Genomic DNA, 17,832 nt, shown 5'->3' with positions numbered 1-17,832 from the left:
TTAGTGAGGAACGGGCAGGGGCGCAAGCAGAAAATTCCCCAAATTTCCCTTTGTGGGTTTTTCCATTGCCAGCCAGCCGAATAGGCCTAAGCTTGCCAGTATGACAAACCTTGCTCGCCACCTGCTTTCGCCCTTTATGCTCACCTGCGCCATAGTTTTTGCTCTGACCGTTCCAGTGTCAGCCGCAAATCGGGACAGGATCGAGGCCTTTCTGACCACCACCGGCTTTGACGTTGCTTTGGAAAGCATCGCGCTGGCCTCTGCCTCGGCGCCCGAGATGCTTGGCATTGATCCCGACGGGTTCGGATCGGATTGGGCCCGCCTGACCGAAGAAGTGTTCGACACGCAAGAGATGCATGAAACTGCCGTATCGATCCTAGAGCAAACCCTGAGCGACGAGGCCCTGAACCACGCGGTCGAGTTCTATGCCTCGGATCTGGGACAGCGGCTGGTCGTGGCTGAAAACGCCTCGCATATGCAAGAAGATGATGCAGCCACTCAGACGGAAGGGCAGAAGATCGTGGCCGATCTGATTCAACAAGGCTCGGACCGGGTGGAAAGCCTGAAACGAATGAACCGCGCGGTGGATGCCAGCGGGACGTCTCTGCGGGCGTTGCAGGAAATTCAAGTGCGGTTTTTGATGGCCGCAAGCGCCTCGGGCGTGATCGAGCTGCAACTAAGCGGCGATGAACTGCGCGAGATGATGCGACAGAACGAGGGCGAGATGCGCCGGTCGCTGCAACTGTCGGCCCTGGCCGGTGCCGCCTATACCTATCAGCATTTCTCTGACGCCGATGTTGATGCCTATGTCGACGCATTGGAACAGCCGCTGATGCAAGAGGTCTATGAACTGCTGAACGCGATCCAGTACGAAATCATGGCGATGCGGTTCGAAGTTCTTGCCACACGGATGGCCGAACTGCGCCCGGCACAAGATATCTGATGCGGCTTGTCGCTTTACTGATCGCTGCGCTGCTTTGGGCCGGGCCGCTGGCCGCCAGTGACAATCTTGAGCGTTTGGCCAAAGCCATGCACTTGGCAGACGTAGCGGAAATTCTCCGGGCCGAGGGGCTAGAGCAGGGAAAGGATCTGAACGAAACCCTGCTGAACGGGCGGGCCGGGCAATATTACGAGGAACAGATCGACCTTTTGTTCGATGAAACACGCCTGCATGATCAAATCGCGTCCGCTTTGGATCGAAAAATGACCGATGCGCAGATCGAAAAGGCTGCGATTTTCTTCGAATCCGAACTTGGGCAATCTATCGTCACCCTCGAAAACGCGGCCCGGCGTGCTTTCTGGGATGAGCAGATCGAAGACTATGCGATTGCCTCTTATCGCGACGCTGACCGCGACAGCCCGTTCTATCGGCTGATCGAAGAGTACATCCGCCTGAACAATCTGATTGAACTGAACGTTCAAGGCTCGATGAGCGCGCATTACAACTTCTATCTCGGTCTGTCCGAGGGTCGCGACTCTTTTGCAAGCAGTGACAGTTTTCTGCTGGGGTTGCTGGACGATGAAGTTTCGAAAGCGGAAACCACAGAATGGCTCTATTCCTTCCTACTGATGGCCTACCGTCCGCTGAGTGAGGCCGAGCTGCGTGAGAACATCGCCTTTTCGCGGACCGAGACGGGGCGCGCTTTGAACAGGGCCTTGTTTGCAGGGTTCGATGACATATTCGACGGCATCTGGTACCAGCTTGGAACGGCCGTTTCGAAAGAGATCAACGCATCCGATCTGTAAGACCCATTTAGGGTTGACTTTACCCTCCAATCTCTGGATAAGCGCGCATCCCGGCCGGTTTTCCGCGCCGGGTATCGTTATTATTTGACCCACGGCCATTAGGCCAAAGGTCAGTCACACAGCCCGAAAAGGGCGCGCTGTTCGAGGTGGCGAAAGCCGACAACACCCGTAAGGGGACCACAGAACGCGGTTTGGAAAAGGAAAGACGCATGTTTGCGGTCCTCAAGACTGGCGGCAAGCAGTACAAGGTTCAGGCGGGCGATATGCTCCGTGTTGAAAAGCTGGCTGCCGATGCAGGTGAAACAGTTCAATTCAACGATGTTCTGATGCTGGGCGGTGACGCTCCGGTTGTTGGTGCACCTTTCGTTGAAGGCGCAGGCGTTCAGGCCGAAGTGATCGAACAGATCAAAGGTGACAAGGTCATCAAATTCGTCAAACGCCGTCGTAAGCACAGCTCGAAGCGTACCGTTGGCCACCGTCAGAAGCTGACACTGGTCAAGATCACTGACATTCTGTCGTCGGGCGCTGATAAGTCGGGCGTCAAAGCCGCAACCGGTTCGGTCTCGGCCACTGCTGTCGAAGCCGCAGCTCCGAAGAAAGCGGCCCCCAAGAAAGCAGAAAAGGCCGAAGCGCCTGCCGCTGCTGAAGCGGGTGCAGACGATCTGAAGAAATTGTCGGGCGTTGGACCCGCGCTTGAGAAAAAGCTTCTCGACGCAGGCGTGACCACATTTGCTCAGATTGCGGCATGGACGGAAGAAGACGTTGCTGCTATGGACGAGAAACTGTCGTTCAAAGGCCGGATCGAGCGTGAAGGCTGGATCGAACAGGCCAAAGAACTGGCTAAAGGCTAAGGAGAGAGAGAATGGCACATAAAAAAGCTGGCGGTTCCTCCCGTAACGGTCGCGACTCAGCGGGTCGTCGCCTTGGCGTGAAACTCTATGGTGGCCAGGCGGCCATCGCGGGCAACATCATCGTACGTCAGCGCGGCACCAAGTTTTGGCCGGGCGAAGGCGTAGGCATGGGCAAAGATCACACCATCTTTGCAACCACCGATGGCGCCGTGAAGTTCCACAAGGGACTGAAAAACCGCACCTTTATTTCGGTCCTGCCAGTGGCGGAGGCCGCAGAGTAAGCCGAAACCCATAAGGTTAGCAAAAAATTCATGGGGGACCGGCAGAACAAGCCGGTCCCCTTTCTCGTTTTCAGGAGCGGTCCTATGACCGAAGTGATCAAAACACAGCGTCTTGTCTTGCGTCGGTTCCGGCGCGAGGACGCATCGCGTTTGGTCGACCTCCTGAATGACCTGGATGTGGTGCGTTGGGTGACCAGCATCCCTTTTCCATTCCGCATCGAGGACGCAGAAAACTTCGTCACCAATCTGGCTTCACAAGTTTATGATGCGTTTGCGATTGAAAAAGACGGTGACGTCATCGGCACTGTCTCGGGCGGCGAAGAACTTGGCTATTGGATCGGGCAACGGTATTGGGGCTTCGGCTACGCGACGGAAAGTGCGCGCGCCATCACCACCCGGCACTTTGCGCAAAGCCGAAACAATCTGACTGTCTCATATCACTTGGGCAACACCCCGTCTTGTGCAGTCCTATCCAAACTCGGGTTCACCGACACCACGCGCAGCCAAGCGGTTGTGCGGTCGACAGGTGAAACCGTCACCCTGCAATGGATGGCGCTCTCGCGCGCAGATTGGGAGGCGGCGCAATGACGGTTGCCACCACCAGTTTCCTGATCTTTGCTGCCAGCCAGGTTGGCACGCCGGGACCCGCCAACATGGTTCTGCTGGGCACCGGTGCGCGTTATGGCTTTCGGGCGGCGCTGCCATTTGTGGGCGGGGTCATCCTGGGCAAACAGCTGATCATCTGGCCTATGGGTTTTGGCCTACTGCAACTGGCCGAACAGGCACCGATTGTGTTTGCCGTTCTGAAATACGCGTCGGCGGCTTATATTATCTGGCTCGCATGGAAGATCGCCAACACGCGATTGTCCAGACAAGCCTCAGAAGGTGGCGCGCCGGGCTTTTGGGCCGGGTTGATCGTGCATCCGCTGAACCCCAAGGCCTGGGCGATGATCATTGCAGGGTTTACCGGCTTTGTCGCCACAGGAACGCCAAGTTTGCAAGCTACGATCACAATCGCTCTTTGTTTGTTGATTTGCCAGGTCGTACTTCACCCGATCTGGACATTTGCGGGTGACAGGATCGCCCATGCGGTTGAAGGACGGCCTGCGGAAAAATATCTGATGTGGACCTTGGCGGGTCTCACAGTCGCGTCTGTATTTTTTGTGTTGTTCGGAGGAGGAACGCACTCATGAAACTGGAAGCCATCATAAATCAGCCGGTCATAGAAACCGAGCGGTTCGACCTGCGCCCTCTGCGTCGGTCGGATATGGGGCTTATTGAACATTACGCCAGCGACGAGCGTGTCGCGCGGATGACGACAAAGATCCCGCATCCGCTACCGCCGGGCTCGATCGAGGCAATGGTCACGCGCTCGATGGCCGAGGACCGCGATGAGGACGTCTGGGTCATTGATGACACCAAGGAAGGCGGGCCGGAACTGATCGGTCTGATCTCGCTGCAGCGGCTGGATCGCAATCAGTCCGAGGTCAGCTATTGGGTCGCGCCGCTCTATTGGAACACAGGCGTTGCGTCCAAAGCGGTTGAGGCTCTGGTGATGACCAACCCGCTGGACAATGCCAACATGTTTGCCAGCGTGTTTCAGGACAACCCGGCCTCGGCGCGGGTGCTGACTCATTGTGGCTTTGAGTATCTGGGGGACGCTGAAAGCTATTCGGTGGCGCGCGACGCGAATGTGCCCACCTGGACCTATAGTAAAAAACTCTGACTTGTGGCCGGTGGGGCCTTTGCAGTAGGGGACAGTCATGAAATTTCTCGATCTTGCAAAGGTCTACATCCGGTCCGGGGCCGGGGGTAACGGCTGCGTCAGCTTTCGGCGCGAAAAATACATTGAATATGGTGGCCCCGATGGGGGTGATGGCGGCAAGGGCGGCTCGGTCTGGGCCGAAGTTGTGGATGGGCTGAACACCCTGATCGACTTCCGCTATCAACAGCATTTCTTCGCCAAGAACGGCCAGCCGGGCCGGGGCCAACAGCGCACGGGTAAGGATGGCGATGACATCATCCTGCGCGTGCCCGTGGGCACCGAGATTCTGGACGAAGACGAAGAAACCGTGATTTGCGACCTGACGCAGGTGGGGGAGCGGTTCTTGCTGGCCAAGGGCGGCAATGGTGGCTTTGGCAACCTGCATTTCAAATCGGCCACCAACCAGGCGCCGCGCCGCGCCAATCCGGGGCAGGCGGGAATTGATCGCACGATCTGGCTGCGGCTCAAGCTGATTGCCGATGTGGGGCTGCTGGGGATGCCCAATGCGGGCAAGTCGACCTTTCTGGCGGCCACCTCGAACGCACGGCCCAAGATCGCCGACTACCCCTTCACCACGCTCCATCCCAATTTGGGCGTTGTAGGTGTCGATAATGTGGAATTTGTTGTGGCCGATATTCCCGGCCTGATCGAAGGTGCGCATGAAGGGCGCGGCATTGGCGACCGGTTCCTGGGCCATGTGGAACGCTGCGCGGTGTTGTTGCATCTGGTGGATGGCACGTCTGAGACTGTGGCCGAGGATTACCGGACGATTATTCATGAGCTTGAGGCCTATGGCGGCGCTTTGGCGGAAAAACCCCGTATCACTGTGCTGAACAAGATCGACGCGCTGGATGAGGATGAACAGGCTCTGGCCAAGGCCGAGCTGGAAGAGGCGGTCGGCAGCCCCGTCATGACCATGTCCGGCGTGGCGCATCTGGGCGTGACCGAGGTGCTACGAGCCTTGCGCGCGCAGATCGACGAGAACCGCTTGCGCCAGAAACCCGTCGAGGAGGCCGCACCTTGGCAACCCTAACGTCGGCGCGCCGGCTTGTTGTCAAGATCGGCTCGGCGCTGCTTGTAGACCGTCATAGCGGCCTGTTGCGATCGGACTGGCTGAAGTCACTGGCAGAAGATGTCGCCTGGCTCAAAGGGCAGGGTACCGATGTCGTTCTTGTCTCGTCTGGATCCATCGCTTTGGGGCGTGAGGTTTTGGGCCTTCCGAGAGCAACCTTGCCGCTAGAGCAATCGCAGGCCGCTGCCGCGGTTGGGCAAATCCGTCTGGCCCGCGCCTATGAAGAGGCGCTGACCCCGCATGACATCAAGACAGCGCAGGTTCTGGTAACGCTCGAAGACAGCGCGGATCGCCGCCGCTATCTGAACTCGCGCGCAACGCTTGAGACGTTGCTGAGCCTCGGCGTCGTGCCCATCGTGAACGAGAACGACACCGTTGCCACGGATGAGATCCGTTACGGCGACAATGATCGTCTGGCGGCTCAGATCGCTGTTACAGTGGGTGCGGATCAGTTGATCCTGCTCTCGGATGTAGACGGCTTCTATACCGGCAACCCGGTCGAGGATCCTTCTGCCACGCGCTATGACCAGATCGACACAATCACGCCCGAGATCGAAGCGATGGCGGGTGATGCCGGGTCTGGCCTGTCCAAAGGTGGGATGAAGACCAAACTTTTGGCGGCCAAGATGGCCACGGCAGCAGGCTGCACCATGGCGATTTCAGAAGGTTCGCCTCTGAACCCTCTGAAATCACTTGAAAACGGCGCGAATTGCACCTGGTTCACGGCAGCGCTCGACCCGCATGCGGCGCGTAAGCGCTGGATATCAGCGATGAAGCCGCGCGGGGAAATCACGGTAGACGCGGGTGCGGCCAAGGCGCTGGCGAACGGAAAAAGCTTGTTGCCTGCCGGTATTGTCGAGGTGACGGGGGATTTTGAACGCGGAGATCCGGTTGCAATTCTCGACCCGGCAGCGCGACCGCTGGCGCAGGGCCTGACGCGATACACCGCGCAAGAGGCGGATGCCATCAAGGGGCGCAAATCCTCCGAGATCGAAGCCACCCTGGGTTATCCCGGGCGCGCGGTTCTGATCCACCGGGACGATCTGGCGCTTTGACCACCACAGGATTAGACTGAGACAGCCGTTAAGCGAAAGGCAGATGAGATGAAGGATCTAGACAATATTCCCGGCCTGATGGCCGATCTCGGTCAGCGCGCCAAAGCGGCGTCCAGCGAATTGGCATTTGCCAGCGCCGAACGCAAGCACGCAGCGTTGATTGCCGCCGCCGAGGCGGTCTGGGCCAATCGGGCGCAAATCATTGAAGCCAATCAGAAAGATCTGGAATTTGGGCGCAACAAGGGCCTGAGCCCAGCGATGATGGATCGCCTGATGCTGGATGAGGACCGTATTCAGGGCATGGTCGATGGCCTGCGGGCCGTGGCCGAACAAACCGACCCGGTCGGAGAGGTTATGGCAGAATGGGACATGCCCTCGGGCCTGAATATCCAGCGGGTGCGCACGCCTTTGGGGGTGATCGGAGTGATCTATGAAAGTCGCCCCAATGTAACCGCTGATGCCGGAGCACTCTGCCTGAAATCGGGCAACGCAGTGATCCTGCGCGGCGGTTCCGAGAGCTTTCATTCCTCAACCGCCATCCATGCCTGTCTGGTCGAAGGCCTGAAGGCTGCCAACCTGCCCGAAGACGCCATTCAACTGGTGCCCACGCGTGACCGGGCTGCGGTGCAGGAATTGCTGACCATGACCGAATATGTCGATGTCATCGTCCCGCGCGGCGGTAAGGGTCTGGTGGGGCTCGTGCAGCGCGAGGCGCGCGTGCCGGTCTTTGCGCATCTTGAGGGCATCGTTCATATCTATATCGATAAATCCGCTGATCCTCAAAAAACCCTGGACGTCGTGCTGAACGCCAAAACCCGCCGCACAGGTATCTGCGGTGCCGCAGAATGTCTGCTTGTGCATCAAGATGTTGCTGAAACGCTCGGGCGCGACGTTGTCGCATCGCTTATTGCAGCAGGCGTCGAAGTTCATGCCGAAGGTGTGCTGGCTCTTGACGGTTCTGTGGGCGCAACCGGTGAAGATTGGGGCAAAGAGTTCCTGGACAGCATCATCGCCGCGAAACCCGTTGAAAACATCGACGCGGCCATTGCCCATATCCGCCGCTATGGTTCGAACCATACCGATTGCATCATGGCCGAAGATGACGCTGCGGTTGCCAAGTTCTTTGAGCAGCTCGACAGCGCCATTTTGATGCACAATGCCTCGACCCAGTTTGCCGATGGTGGTGAGTTTGGGATGGGTGCCGAGATTGGGATTGCGACCGGCAAGATGCACGCGCGGGGTCCGGTTGGGGCCGCGCAGCTGACCAGCTTCAAATACCTTGTCCGGGGCGACGGAACGATCCGCGCCTAAAACCGGATCACGATGCGCGTCGATGCGGTTTCCGCACTGACGCGCCGCCCCATCCCGCGCGCGGTTTCTGGCAAAAGAGCAAACTGAACCTTTGCTGGGGTCACCACCTCGGCAAAGCGCCCATTTGGCAGGCCCGACCAGAGGCCTGTGTCGATCTGGATCTTGTCGGACGTGGCAGTGATCGTCCAATCCTGGCCGTCTACGGTGACGGAAACAGATCCGCCCAGAGGCATCGCGGATTCACAGCATAACAAGGCCAGAAACGCCAGTTTCACCTGATTACGGGGGACCGGTTCCGTGACATGCCAATGCACCTTCACACGGCTGGCAATCTCGATATCGGCCAGCAAACCATTGACCTCGGCCCGGCCCAGCGGTTGATCACTGGCTGCGCCAAATGCCACCCGAAAGAACCGGATCTTGGCACCCGCGCTTCCTACGCTGCCCGAGATTAACTCCATCTCGGGGCCCTGCATGGTGCCCACCATTTCCAACAGCTCCAACCCGTTGGTGATCGCCCCGATCGGGCTGATCAGATCGTGACAAATCCGAGAGCCGATCAACTCGGCAAGGTTGACGTCTGATGTGCCCATGCGTACCTCCTGCTGTATCTGCTGCCGGATCGGAGCCCTTGCATGACAGACCTCAATGCTATTCTTGCACCGGGCATGTATGTCCGCCACCCTGATTTCCCCGATTGGGGCGTCGGACAGGTGCAGTCCAACATTGCAGGCAAGATCACCGTTAACTTTCGCGAGCAGGGGAAAGTGGTAATCGACGGAACACGCATAGCCCTGATGCCCGTCTTTGATCCGTGAACTGGTTTATGAATGGTTAACAAATCGCCGACGACAGCGCGGTTCTTGCGCTTGATCGGTCAATCGCGGTAACTGCGCGCAACTTTAAAACGGACACCGCCCATGCCAGAGGCTGGCTCTTCTTTCACAGTCAAACTCGCCGAAACGACCGAGGAACTGCGCGCTGCGCAAAGGCTGCGCTATGAGGTCTTTGTGCGCGAGTTGGGCGGTGGCGGCGACATGGTCGACCACGAACAGGGGTTGGAGCAGGATCGGTTTGATCCGTTTTTCGACCACATGCTTGCCATCGACAATGCGACCCAACAGGTGATCGGTGTCTACCGGCTGTTGCCCGGCGACAAGGCGGCTGAGATCGGGCAATTCTATTCCGAGGATGAATATGACCTGAGCATCCTCAAGCACAGCGGGCGCAAACTGCTGGAGCTGGGGCGGTCCTGCATACATCGCGACTATCGCGGAGGGATGGCGTTGTACCATCTGTGGAACGGGTTAGCCTCGTATGTCAGCGCACGGGACATCGAGGTTCTGTTTGGCGTTGCCAGCTTTCACGGTACCGATGTCGCTGCTTTGGCGCAGCCGCTGTCCATGCTGCACCACAACCATCTGGCACCCGAAGATCTGCGGGTGCGCGCGCAGCCTGATGTATTCCAATCAATGGACCTCGTGGCCCCGGACGCGCTGGACAGGCGTACAGCAATGGTTCAAGTGCCCGCTCTGATCAAAGCCTATCTGCGTTTGGGCGGTTTTGTGGGCGAGGGCGCCTATATCGACCATGCGTTCAACACTACCGATGTCTGCCTGATTCTGGACACCGCGCGGATGAACGAACGGCAGCGCCGTATGTACAGCGGAGCCTGAAAGCTTGAACAACGTTTCCTGGCAAAGCGAAGACGCGCCTGATCCCATCGAACTGGGCGTTCTGGGCTGGATTTTGGTGATCTTGCGCGGGCTGCCCCTGGCCATCTTGGTCTTTGGCGGTTTGATCGTCTTGTTGGCTGTCCGTCTCGTTGAACGTCCGCTCTATGGCCTGCACCGACCGGTTACGCCCTATATTTCGCAGTTTGTCTGCCGTAACGCGTTTCGCATCCTTGGGATCGGATTCAAGACTTCCGGCACTTTGATGCAGCATCCCGGGGCCGTGGTCGCAAACCACACCTCGTGGCTGGATATCTTTGCCCTGAACGCGCGGAAAAGGGTCTATTTCGTATCCAAGGCCGAAGTCGCGAACTGGCCCGGTATCGGCTGGTTGGCCCGCGCCACAGGCACCGTATTCATCGAACGCAACCCCAAGAAAGCCCGAGAGCAGACCCAAATCTTTGAGGATCGCCTGAAGGCAGGACATAAGCTGTTGTTCTTCCCCGAAGGCACATCGACCGATGGCCTGCGCGTTTTACCATTTAAAACAACGCTTTTCGCGGCATTCTTCACAGAAGAGCTCCGTCAATCCATCTATGTGCAGCCTGTTTCCGTGATCTATCACGCACCCAAAGGGCAGCCGGATCGCTTTTACGGCTGGTGGGGCGACATGGATTTTGGCCCGCATCTGCTCAAGACGCTGGGGGCACGGCGTCAAGGATCGGTCGAGCTGATCTATCACGCGCCCGCCAGGGTCAGCGACTTTGAAAACCGAAAACTGCTGGCGGCCCATTGCGAAGAGGCCGTGCGCCACGCTCACAGCTGGGCCCGGCTTGAAAAATAAGGGCAAAAGGCCCTTGCGCTGCATGAAAACCTGCCGTATACGCGCGCCATTCAAACCCGCAGGCGGGGTTTGGGACTTTTGAGGGAGACATCCTCATCAGGACCGCCGGTTGGAGCATCCGCTTCTTTCACCCCCGCCCAGGCGTAAACCGGAAAAGGAAAATTGCATGGCTCTTCCCGAGTTCACCATGCGTCAGCTGCTGGAAGCTGGCGTTCACTTTGGTCACCAGACACAGCGTTGGAATCCCCGCATGGGCCCGTTCATCTACGGCTCGCGCAATGGCATCCACATCATGGACCTGACACAGACTGTTCCGATGCTGGACCAGGCTCTGCAGGCCGTCCGTGACACCGTTGCAAAAGGTGGCCGCGTTCTGTTTGTGGGCACCAAGCGTCAGGCCGCTGGCCCGATCGCTGAAGCTGCTGAAAAGTCGGCCCAGTACTTCATGAACCACCGTTGGCTGGGTGGCACGCTGACCAACTGGAAAACCGTTTCCCAGTCGATCAACCGTCTGAACCAGATTGATGAAGCGATGGAATCCGGCGCCGAAGGCCTGACCAAGAAAGAGCGTCTGGGCATGGAGCGTGACCAGGCCAAGCTGCAAGCCTCGCTGGGCGGTATCCGCGAGATGGGTGGCGTTCCTGACCTGCTGTTCGTCATCGACGTCAAAAAAGAGGCTCTGGCCATCGCCGAAGCCAACAAGCTGGGCATCCCGGTCGTGGCCGTGGTTGACACCAACTGCTCACCCGATGGTGTGGACTACATCATCCCCGGCAATGACGACGCAGCCCGCGCAATCGCTCTGTACTGCGACCTGGCCGCACGCGCCGCACTGGACGGTATGACCGCGCAGTTGGGTGCAGCGGGCGTTGACCTGGGCGAGTTCGAAGAAGCTCCGGTTGAAGAAGCAGTGGCGGAAGAAGAAGCCCCTGCCGAAGCAGCAGCAGAAACACCTGCCGAAGCGTAAGCTGCCCGTCACGTAAATGACATGTGGGGCAGGGTATGACCTGCCCCAATTCCGTTTGAATTGAGGAGAGCCTAAAGATGGCAATCACAGCAGCAATGGTAAAAGAACTGCGCGACTCGACCGGCGCAGGCATGATGGACGCAAAAAAGGCGCTGACCGAAACCGGCGGCAACATGGACGAGGCCGTCGACTGGCTGCGCACCAAAGGTCTGGCCAAAGCGGCCAAGAAATCGGGCCGTACCGCTGCCGAAGGTCTGGTGGCCGTGCACGTAAACGGTGGCAACGGTGTTGCTGTTGAAGTGAACTCGGAAACCGACTTCGTTGCGAAGAACGCTGAGTTTCAGGAAATGGTTGGCAAGATCACCTATGCCGCCGAAGGCGTCGACGATGTCGAAGCTCTGCTGGCCGCAGATCTGGGCGGCAAATCGGTTGCTGACACCCTGACCGACAAGATCGCTACCATTGGCGAGAACATGTCGGTGCGCCGTATGTCGAAACTGTCGGGCGACACTGTTGTGTCTTACGTGCACAACGCAGCCACCAACGGTATGGGCAAAATCGGTGTTCTGGTTGCTTTGACCGGTGGGGACGAAGCCATCGGCAAGCAGATCGCGATGCATATCGCAGCTGTGAACCCGGCCGCTCTGTCCGAGGCAGACATGGATCCGGCGATTGTCGAGAAGGAAAAGCAGGTTCAGATGGACATCGCCCGCGAATCCGGCAAGCCAGAGCAGGTGATCGAAAAAATGATCATCGGTCGCATGAAGAAATTCGTGGCTGAATCGACTCTGCTGAACCAGCAGTTCGTCGTGAACCCTGATCTGACCGTCGAAGCTGCGGCCAAAGAAGCTGGCGCTACCGTCACCGGCTTTGTTCGCATGGAAGTTGGCGAAGGCATCGTGGTCGAAAAAGAAGACTTCGCAGCCGAAGTTGCTAAAGCGGCACAAGGCTAAGGTCTATGCGGCCTGTCAATTGATCAGGCCGCACATCTACCCAAACCGGCGACGTGGAAACGTGGCCGGTTTTTTGTTTTCAGAACCTCAGGATCAACGCACATCAGAATGGGGCTGATCCAAGACAGGGATGAAGGATAGGAAGAGGGGCCCCGCAGATGGGGATGGTCGGGACCCCTCAAAATTCCAGCCGTCGCACGCGGAAAAATACGCGCCCTAGTGCCAGATTGGTCAGAGAGCTCTGATATTGCAAAGATCCGACCGAAACGTTCCCTGGCAAAAAGCCACCACTCACGGAACATGGCCATATTGCATTGTCCCGCTGGGCGGGCCTAGTAGTGTATTCCTTACCTTAGGTAAATTAACGCGTTTTTGACGCTATTTTTGGATTTACGCTTCAATAACGAACATTTGGTTCTGCAACGAGGCCTTCAAAACCGCCTGTGCCGTGGTTTCGACGCTCAAAGCTTCGCGTGCCAGACGCAGGTGTTTCTCAACTGTTGCCGATGTAAGCCCCATTAGAATCGCGATGTCCTGAGTTGTTTTTCCGTCACCGACCCACTCAAGTGCCTCGCGCTGACGCTTGGTCAAAGCGCGGTTCGGAGGGTTGTAGGGCAGAGTGAGAATTTTCAGATGAGCCATATTGTTCATCAACAAAATTTCGTCACCATACTGCTGCCACATCTCGTCCAATTCTTCTTGTGACTTGTCTCCAAAATGGGCCATCGAAATCGCCCCTTTTGAACGTATCGACACCGAGGTAAAGCTGATCGTGTACCCAACTGTCGCGCCGAAAGACCTGTTGAAGTCATAAACCTCACGTTCTTTTTCGGTCATGGTGCCAGCCGACATCTTTTCCTGGATCAGCTTCCAGCTTGCAGCGCCCTCATTCTCAAGCGCCCAATGCAGCATCGGCGCATGAAAATAGAGGCCCGAACGCAGGAACCCATCCAAATATTCGGTGCAATGATTGGTGAGGATGATGAAGTCTTCAGGATCACCCAGCGACGTTTCGGTTCGGTATCGCGTATGGCCATAGAGCAGCCGGTCAAAACCATACTCAGCCATCTGCGCGCAATGGGCGGCCCAAAGCTCTTCCAGCGTTTTGGCGTAACTGATGAATTGCAGATATTCGTTCAGCTTCATGACCCATCACCTTCTGACAAGTGGACGGCCAAGGCGTCGAGCGCCATTTTGTAGCCCAGTGCTCCGAACCCGCAAATCTGTCCGATTGCGACCGGCGCAATGTAGGAGTGATGGCGGAAAGCTTCGCGTGCGTGGATATTGGACAAATGCACCTCCACCACGGGCACTTCAGCGGACGCAATCGCATCCATCAGGGCGACAGATGTGTGCGTGAAAGCCCCAGCGTTCAGAACGATGCCATCGTGAACTCCACGAGCGGCGTGAATCGCATCAATCAGCACACCCTCATGGTTGGATTGCAGATGAGAAACCTGCAGGCCCAGGCTCTGACCATGTGCAGCGCACATGTCTCCCACCATCTTCAACGTGGTGGTCCCGTAAACTTCGGGCTGGCGCGTGCCCAACAGATTCAGGTTCGGGCCATTCAGAACCAGGATTTTCTGCATTTTCACTGTCCCCATCTGTATTTTTATTAAACCTGAAACCTGAGGACGTCTAGATATCGCCGTAACAGCCTAAAATGTCTTTTTTGTTTCAGGGCAGCCGAGTTCAAACAGAATCGCGATGTCTGGTTATGTCGAATACATCGAAATGACAACTTTTCCGAGAGTTGACCTATCGGCAAGAAGCGTCAAAGCCTCACTTGCTTGTTCCAGCGGAAAACGAGCGGTGATTTTCGGTTTGATCTTTCCCTGAAGGTACAGATCGAACAATTCGCCCACATTGGCTGCATGCGCCTTTGGATCACGGAACACTGATGATCCCCAGAACACTCCAACAATCTGGCAGCCTTTCAGCAGTGTCAGGTTCAACGGAATGCTCGGAATACCCGCAGGAAAGCCGACAACAAGGAAGCGTCCGTTCCAGGCCATGCTGCGCACAACAGGTTCTGCATAGTCGCCACCAACCGCATCGTAGGCAACATCGACCCCTGAACCGCCTGTCAGTTGCTTGATTTGTGCCGACAGTTCTTTCTGCGCCTCGCGCGTCATCTCGCGCGGGTAAATCAGCGTCTCATCAGCCCCGATGGACGTGCAGAATTCAGCCTTATCTTCGGACGACACAGCCGCGATGACCCGCGCGCCTATGGCTTTGCCCAGCTCGATCGCTGCCGATCCAACGCCACCTGCGGCACCCAGAACCAAAAGTGTTTCTCCGGCCTGCAGCGCACCCCGGTCCTTTAGGGCGTGGTACGAGGTGCCATAGGTAAACAGGAAACATGCGGCCTCGTCATAGGGCATCGCTTCGGGGATTTTCACCGCAGTGGCGGCTTTCAGACACAGATGAGTTGAAAAACCGCCATGCACCGTCAGGGCAAGCACGCGGTCACCGAGGTCAAAACCGGTAACACCCTCCCCAATCGCCACAACTTCGCCTGCGATCTCACCGCCGGGCGCGAAAGGGCGGGGCGGTTTGATCTGATAGAGATCCCGGATCACCAGAGTGTCGGGGAAATTGACACCAGCGGCGTGTACATGCACCAAAAGCTCACCGGGTTTTGGCTCCGGATCAGGGAGAGTTCTAAGCTCCAAAGTTTCCGGCCCGCCCGGTGTGACGCTGAGTAATGACTGCATCCGACCCTCTCGCCTCTTGCCTTGTATCCGTTGAACGCGTTGGATCAGACTAGAGGATAATACGGCGATTGCCAGCCAAGGGTCCGTGACGTCAATTTGGGCCCAACACAAGGAGGAGAGCACATGACACCCGAAGCCCTGTTTTCGTTGAACGGAAAAACCGCTTTGGTTACCGGTGGTGCCACAGGGATCGGGCGCATGGCCGCCGAAGCGCTGGTGCGGGCTGGAGCGCGCGTACTGATCGCGTCGCGCAAAGGCGAGGCCTGCGAAGCTGTCGCGGCTGAACTGAATGCGTTGGGCGCACCCGGTCAGGCAGAAGGTTTCGGTGGCGATGTCAGTTCTGAGGCAGGGATTGATGCGTTGGTGGAAGAGGTCAAGAGCCGCACGCAAACACTTGATATTTTAATGAATAATGCGGGCGTGTCGTGGGGTGCACCGATGGGGCAATTCCCCTATGATGCCTGGGACAAAGTCATGTCGGTCAATGTGGCGGGAATTTTCCACCTGACCCAGAAGCTGTTGCCTTTGCTGATGCAATCGGCCAGCGACGATGATCCCGCACGGGTGGTCAATGTGGGCTCGGTCATGGGCGAAGTGCCTATGGGCGATGGGGCCTATAGCTATTCCGCGTCAAAAGCCGCCGTGTTGCACCTGACCAAAATCATGGCCAAGGAATTGGCTTCGTACCGGGTCACCGTCAATGCTTTGGCGCCGGGGCCATTTGTATCGCGCATGACCGCCTTTGCGACCGCTGACGAAAAGACCCGCGAGAAGGTGGGCGACGCCGTGCCGCTGGGCCGGGTCGGGCGAGAAGAGGATATCGCAGGCTGCATGCTGTTTCTCTGCGGGCAGGGCGGCAGTTATGTTACAGGCGCGGTGATCCCGGTGTCGGGGGGGATAAATGTGCAAAGCGGCGGTAATATCTTTGCGGCAGCGCTTTAAGGGGCTGTGACATGACACAAGCCTTGGACGTTCAGGCCGTAGATGCCTATTTGCAGCACCACCTTAAGGGGTACAAAGGCCCGCTGGAGGCGGAGAAATTCGCGATTGGCCAGTCCAACCCGACATTCCTGCTACGCACGCCCAAGGCGCAATACGTGCTGCGGCGTAAGCCCGAAGGCGTTTTGCTGAAATCTGCTCATGCCGTTGACCGCGAATACCGCGTGCAACGTGCGCTGGCAGACAGTAACGTACCGGTCCCCCGGATGCATCTTCTGTGCGAAGATGACAGTGTGATCGGATCGGCTTTTTACGTGATGCAGCATCTTCCGGGTCGCATCTTCATGGAACCTGCGATGCAAAGCGAAACAGCTCGGACCCGCGCAGCCGTAATGGATGAGATGAACCGGGTTTTGGCCGAATTGCATATGGTCGATATCGACGCGGTGGGCCTTTCGGATTTTGGACCGCCCGGCAATTACTTTGAACGCCAGATTGCGCGCTGGACCAAGCAATACCGGGCGTCCGAGACGCAAACCATCCCGGTGATGGATCAGTTGATCACCGAGCTCGAGCAGCAGATCCCCGAGGATGACGGCCAACGTACCCTGGTGCATGGTGACTATCGGATCGACAACCTGATGTTCGAACAGGACGGCACTCGCTGCATCGGGGTTCTGGACTGGGAACTCTCGACCATCGGGCATCCCTATGCCGATCTGGCCGCCGTCATCATGCAATGGCAAATGCCGCCCGGAAAAGAAGGGCGCGGGCTGGCTGGTGTGGATCGCGAAAGCCTGGGATTGCCGTCAGATCAAGCCTTTATCGACGCATATTGCAGTAAGCGCGGGCTGGCCGGGATCGACAATTTCGGCTTTTATCTGGGCTTCACCTTCTTCCGCATGGCCGGAATTCTTCAGGGCGTCTACAAGCGCGCCTTGGACGGTAACGCCTCGGATCCTGCGCGAGCGCAAAAGTTCGGAAGTTATGTGCCGATGTTCGCGCAGCATGGGGTTGCCGCGCTCAGATCGACTGTTTGATCTCAAGCTCGAGATTTCCAAGGCTGTTCTTGCCAAAAAACATCTCAGAACCCCAAAACAATGTCGGAACGCCAAACACACCGCGTCGCACGGCAGCCTTTGTTTCGTCTTTCACGCGCTGTTTGATCTCGGGATCAGTCATGGCGTCACGGATCTTGCGCACCGGTAACTCGTGTTCCTGCAACACATCGGTCAGTACGTTCAGATCATCAATCTTTTGCCCATGAACCCATATCGCATCAAAAACGGCGTCGATATATTTGGATTCCCAAGATTTTCCTTGAGCAAAACTCGCCCCGCGCATCGCGAATTTTGTGTTTAATGGAAAATGCGGGCTCATGTGAAAACTCAAACCCCGACGCCGCGCGAACCGATGCAGATCATGGGTCAGGTACGAGGTCTTTTGCCGGTTCTCGGAATAGGCCTGAAACGGGTTCTGATTGTTGGTCAACTTGAACACAAGGCTCAGTAGAACAGGCTGAAAAACGATCCCTGACTTTGGCCGTTGCTTCAGACCGGACAGCGCTTTATGGGCCAAATATGCGTTCGGACTGCAAAAGTCGTACATAAATTCAATGTGTTGCGACATCCTGCTTCTCCGGTTCAAGATTGTTG

22 protein-coding genes are annotated in these 17,832 nt (G+C 57.3%); 17 read left to right on the top strand and 5 right to left on the bottom strand.

Translation table 11 applies throughout. The features are described from left to right. The first annotated feature begins 100 nt into the window (after positions 1 to 100). The 10 genes from GOV38_RS02505 to GOV38_RS02460 all read left to right on the top strand — a co-directional run bounded on the left by GOV38_RS02505 (position 101) and on the right by GOV38_RS02460 (position 8,081). Positions 101 to 943, top strand: a complete 843-nt coding sequence (locus GOV38_RS02505) for a DUF2059 domain-containing protein (protein ID WP_171207504.1) — start codon at positions 101 to 103, stop codon at positions 941 to 943. Next, a complete protein-coding gene (locus GOV38_RS02500; RefSeq protein ID WP_171207503.1) occupies positions 943 to 1,746 on the top strand; it encodes a DUF2059 domain-containing protein in 804 nt (267 codons plus the stop codon). The genes GOV38_RS02505 and GOV38_RS02500 overlap by 1 nt, the downstream gene beginning before the upstream one ends. Before the next feature lie 209 nt (positions 1,747 to 1,955). Beyond that, the gene (locus GOV38_RS02495; protein WP_171207502.1) at positions 1,956 to 2,597 is read left to right on the top strand and encodes a 50S ribosomal protein L21; all 642 of its coding nucleotides are present in this window, start codon (positions 1,956 to 1,958) and stop codon (positions 2,595 to 2,597) included. Between the two features lie 11 nt (positions 2,598 to 2,608). Further along, on the top strand, positions 2,609 to 2,878 hold the full coding sequence (gene rpmA / locus GOV38_RS02490) for a 50S ribosomal protein L27 (protein WP_039535512.1): 270 nt from the start codon (positions 2,609 to 2,611) through the stop codon (positions 2,876 to 2,878). A gap of 84 nt (positions 2,879 to 2,962) precedes the next feature. Then, positions 2,963 to 3,466 carry a GNAT family N-acetyltransferase gene (locus GOV38_RS02485; protein WP_171207501.1) on the top strand — a complete coding sequence of 168 codons (504 nt, stop codon included), beginning with the start codon at positions 2,963 to 2,965 and terminating at the stop codon, positions 3,464 to 3,466. Continuing rightward, positions 3,463 to 4,071, top strand: a complete 609-nt coding sequence (locus GOV38_RS02480; protein WP_171207500.1) for a LysE family translocator — start codon at positions 3,463 to 3,465, stop codon at positions 4,069 to 4,071. The genes GOV38_RS02485 and GOV38_RS02480 overlap by 4 nt, the downstream gene beginning before the upstream one ends. After that, entirely contained in the window at positions 4,068 to 4,604 is a 537-nt protein-coding gene (locus tag GOV38_RS02475; protein WP_171098964.1) for a GNAT family N-acetyltransferase, read from the top strand. The genes GOV38_RS02480 and GOV38_RS02475 overlap by 4 nt, the downstream gene beginning before the upstream one ends. A 37-nt stretch (positions 4,605 to 4,641) precedes the next feature. Next, positions 4,642 to 5,676, top strand: a complete 1,035-nt coding sequence (gene obgE, locus GOV38_RS02470) for a GTPase ObgE (protein WP_171207499.1) — start codon at positions 4,642 to 4,644, stop codon at positions 5,674 to 5,676. Next, positions 5,664 to 6,770 (top strand): glutamate 5-kinase, encoded by a 1,107-nt coding sequence (gene proB / locus GOV38_RS02465; protein ID WP_171207498.1) that lies wholly within the window; start codon positions 5,664 to 5,666, stop codon positions 6,768 to 6,770. Before obgE ends, proB begins: the two co-directional genes overlap by 13 nt. Before the next feature lie 48 nt (positions 6,771 to 6,818). Then, a complete protein-coding gene (locus GOV38_RS02460; protein WP_171207497.1) occupies positions 6,819 to 8,081 on the top strand; it encodes a glutamate-5-semialdehyde dehydrogenase in 1,263 nt (420 codons plus the stop codon). On the opposite strand, the gene GOV38_RS02455 is transcribed toward GOV38_RS02460, so the two are convergent. Continuing rightward, entirely contained in the window at positions 8,078 to 8,674 is a 597-nt protein-coding gene (locus GOV38_RS02455) for a histidine phosphotransferase family protein (protein ID WP_171207496.1), read from the bottom strand. The genes GOV38_RS02460 and GOV38_RS02455 overlap by 4 nt on opposite strands. Positions 8,675 to 8,716: 42 nt before the next feature. Between GOV38_RS02455 and GOV38_RS02450 the strand changes: the two genes are divergently transcribed. From GOV38_RS02450 to tsf, 5 genes are all read left to right on the top strand, one after another. After that, positions 8,717 to 8,899: a DUF3553 domain-containing protein gene (locus GOV38_RS02450; protein WP_008756567.1), complete on the top strand. Its 183-nt coding sequence runs from the start codon at positions 8,717 to 8,719 to the stop codon at positions 8,897 to 8,899. Between the two features lie 102 nt (positions 8,900 to 9,001). Beyond that, positions 9,002 to 9,757 carry a GNAT family N-acetyltransferase gene (locus GOV38_RS02445; protein WP_171207495.1) on the top strand — a complete coding sequence of 252 codons (756 nt, stop codon included), beginning with the start codon at positions 9,002 to 9,004 and terminating at the stop codon, positions 9,755 to 9,757. A 4-nt stretch (positions 9,758 to 9,761) separates the two neighbouring features. Further along, complete coding sequence (locus GOV38_RS02440; RefSeq protein WP_171207494.1) at positions 9,762 to 10,598, top strand: 1-acyl-sn-glycerol-3-phosphate acyltransferase; 837 nt, start codon at positions 9,762 to 9,764, stop codon at positions 10,596 to 10,598. Positions 10,599 to 10,764: 166 nt separating this feature from the next. Next, a complete protein-coding gene (rpsB, locus tag GOV38_RS02435; RefSeq protein ID WP_171098979.1) occupies positions 10,765 to 11,565 on the top strand; it encodes a 30S ribosomal protein S2 in 801 nt (266 codons plus the stop codon). 77 nt (positions 11,566 to 11,642) lie between these two features. Then, on the top strand, positions 11,643 to 12,518 hold the full coding sequence (gene tsf / locus GOV38_RS02430; protein WP_171207493.1) for a translation elongation factor Ts: 876 nt from the start codon (positions 11,643 to 11,645) through the stop codon (positions 12,516 to 12,518). A 390-nt stretch (positions 12,519 to 12,908) separates the two neighbouring features. Here the strand turns inward: tsf and GOV38_RS02425 are convergent, their stop codons facing one another. The 3 genes from GOV38_RS02425 to GOV38_RS02415 form a co-directional block, all read right to left on the bottom strand. Further along, positions 12,909 to 13,664 carry a LuxR family transcriptional regulator gene (locus GOV38_RS02425; RefSeq protein ID WP_171129473.1) on the bottom strand — a complete coding sequence of 252 codons (756 nt, stop codon included), beginning with the start codon at positions 13,662 to 13,664 and terminating at the stop codon, positions 12,909 to 12,911. Continuing rightward, a complete protein-coding gene (aroQ, locus tag GOV38_RS02420; RefSeq protein WP_171207492.1) occupies positions 13,661 to 14,110 on the bottom strand; it encodes a type II 3-dehydroquinate dehydratase in 450 nt (149 codons plus the stop codon). The genes GOV38_RS02425 and aroQ overlap by 4 nt, the downstream gene beginning before the upstream one ends. A 126-nt stretch (positions 14,111 to 14,236) precedes the next feature. Beyond that, on the bottom strand, positions 14,237 to 15,238 hold the full coding sequence (locus GOV38_RS02415) for an NADPH:quinone oxidoreductase family protein (RefSeq protein WP_171207491.1): 1,002 nt from the start codon (positions 15,236 to 15,238) through the stop codon (positions 14,237 to 14,239). Positions 15,239 to 15,361: 123 nt separating this feature from the next. Between GOV38_RS02415 and GOV38_RS02410 the strand changes: the two genes are divergently transcribed. Further along, entirely contained in the window at positions 15,362 to 16,180 is an 819-nt protein-coding gene (locus GOV38_RS02410; RefSeq protein WP_171098989.1) for an SDR family NAD(P)-dependent oxidoreductase, read from the top strand. An 11-nt stretch (positions 16,181 to 16,191) separates the two neighbouring features. Next, a complete protein-coding gene (locus GOV38_RS02405; RefSeq protein WP_171207490.1) occupies positions 16,192 to 17,217 on the top strand; it encodes a phosphotransferase family protein in 1,026 nt (341 codons plus the stop codon). Here the strand turns inward: GOV38_RS02405 and GOV38_RS02400 are convergent. Continuing rightward, positions 17,201 to 17,806: a 2-hydroxychromene-2-carboxylate isomerase gene (locus GOV38_RS02400; protein WP_171207489.1), complete on the bottom strand. Its 606-nt coding sequence runs from the start codon at positions 17,804 to 17,806 to the stop codon at positions 17,201 to 17,203. The genes GOV38_RS02405 and GOV38_RS02400 overlap by 17 nt on opposite strands. Positions 17,807 to 17,832 lie beyond the last annotated feature (26 nt).

Source organism: Ruegeria sp. HKCCA5839, assembly GCF_013035585.1.
In the GTDB taxonomy this organism is placed as follows: Bacteria; Pseudomonadota; Alphaproteobacteria; order Rhodobacterales; family Rhodobacteraceae; genus Ruegeria.
This window is presented reverse-complemented; position numbering and strand designations above follow the sequence as displayed.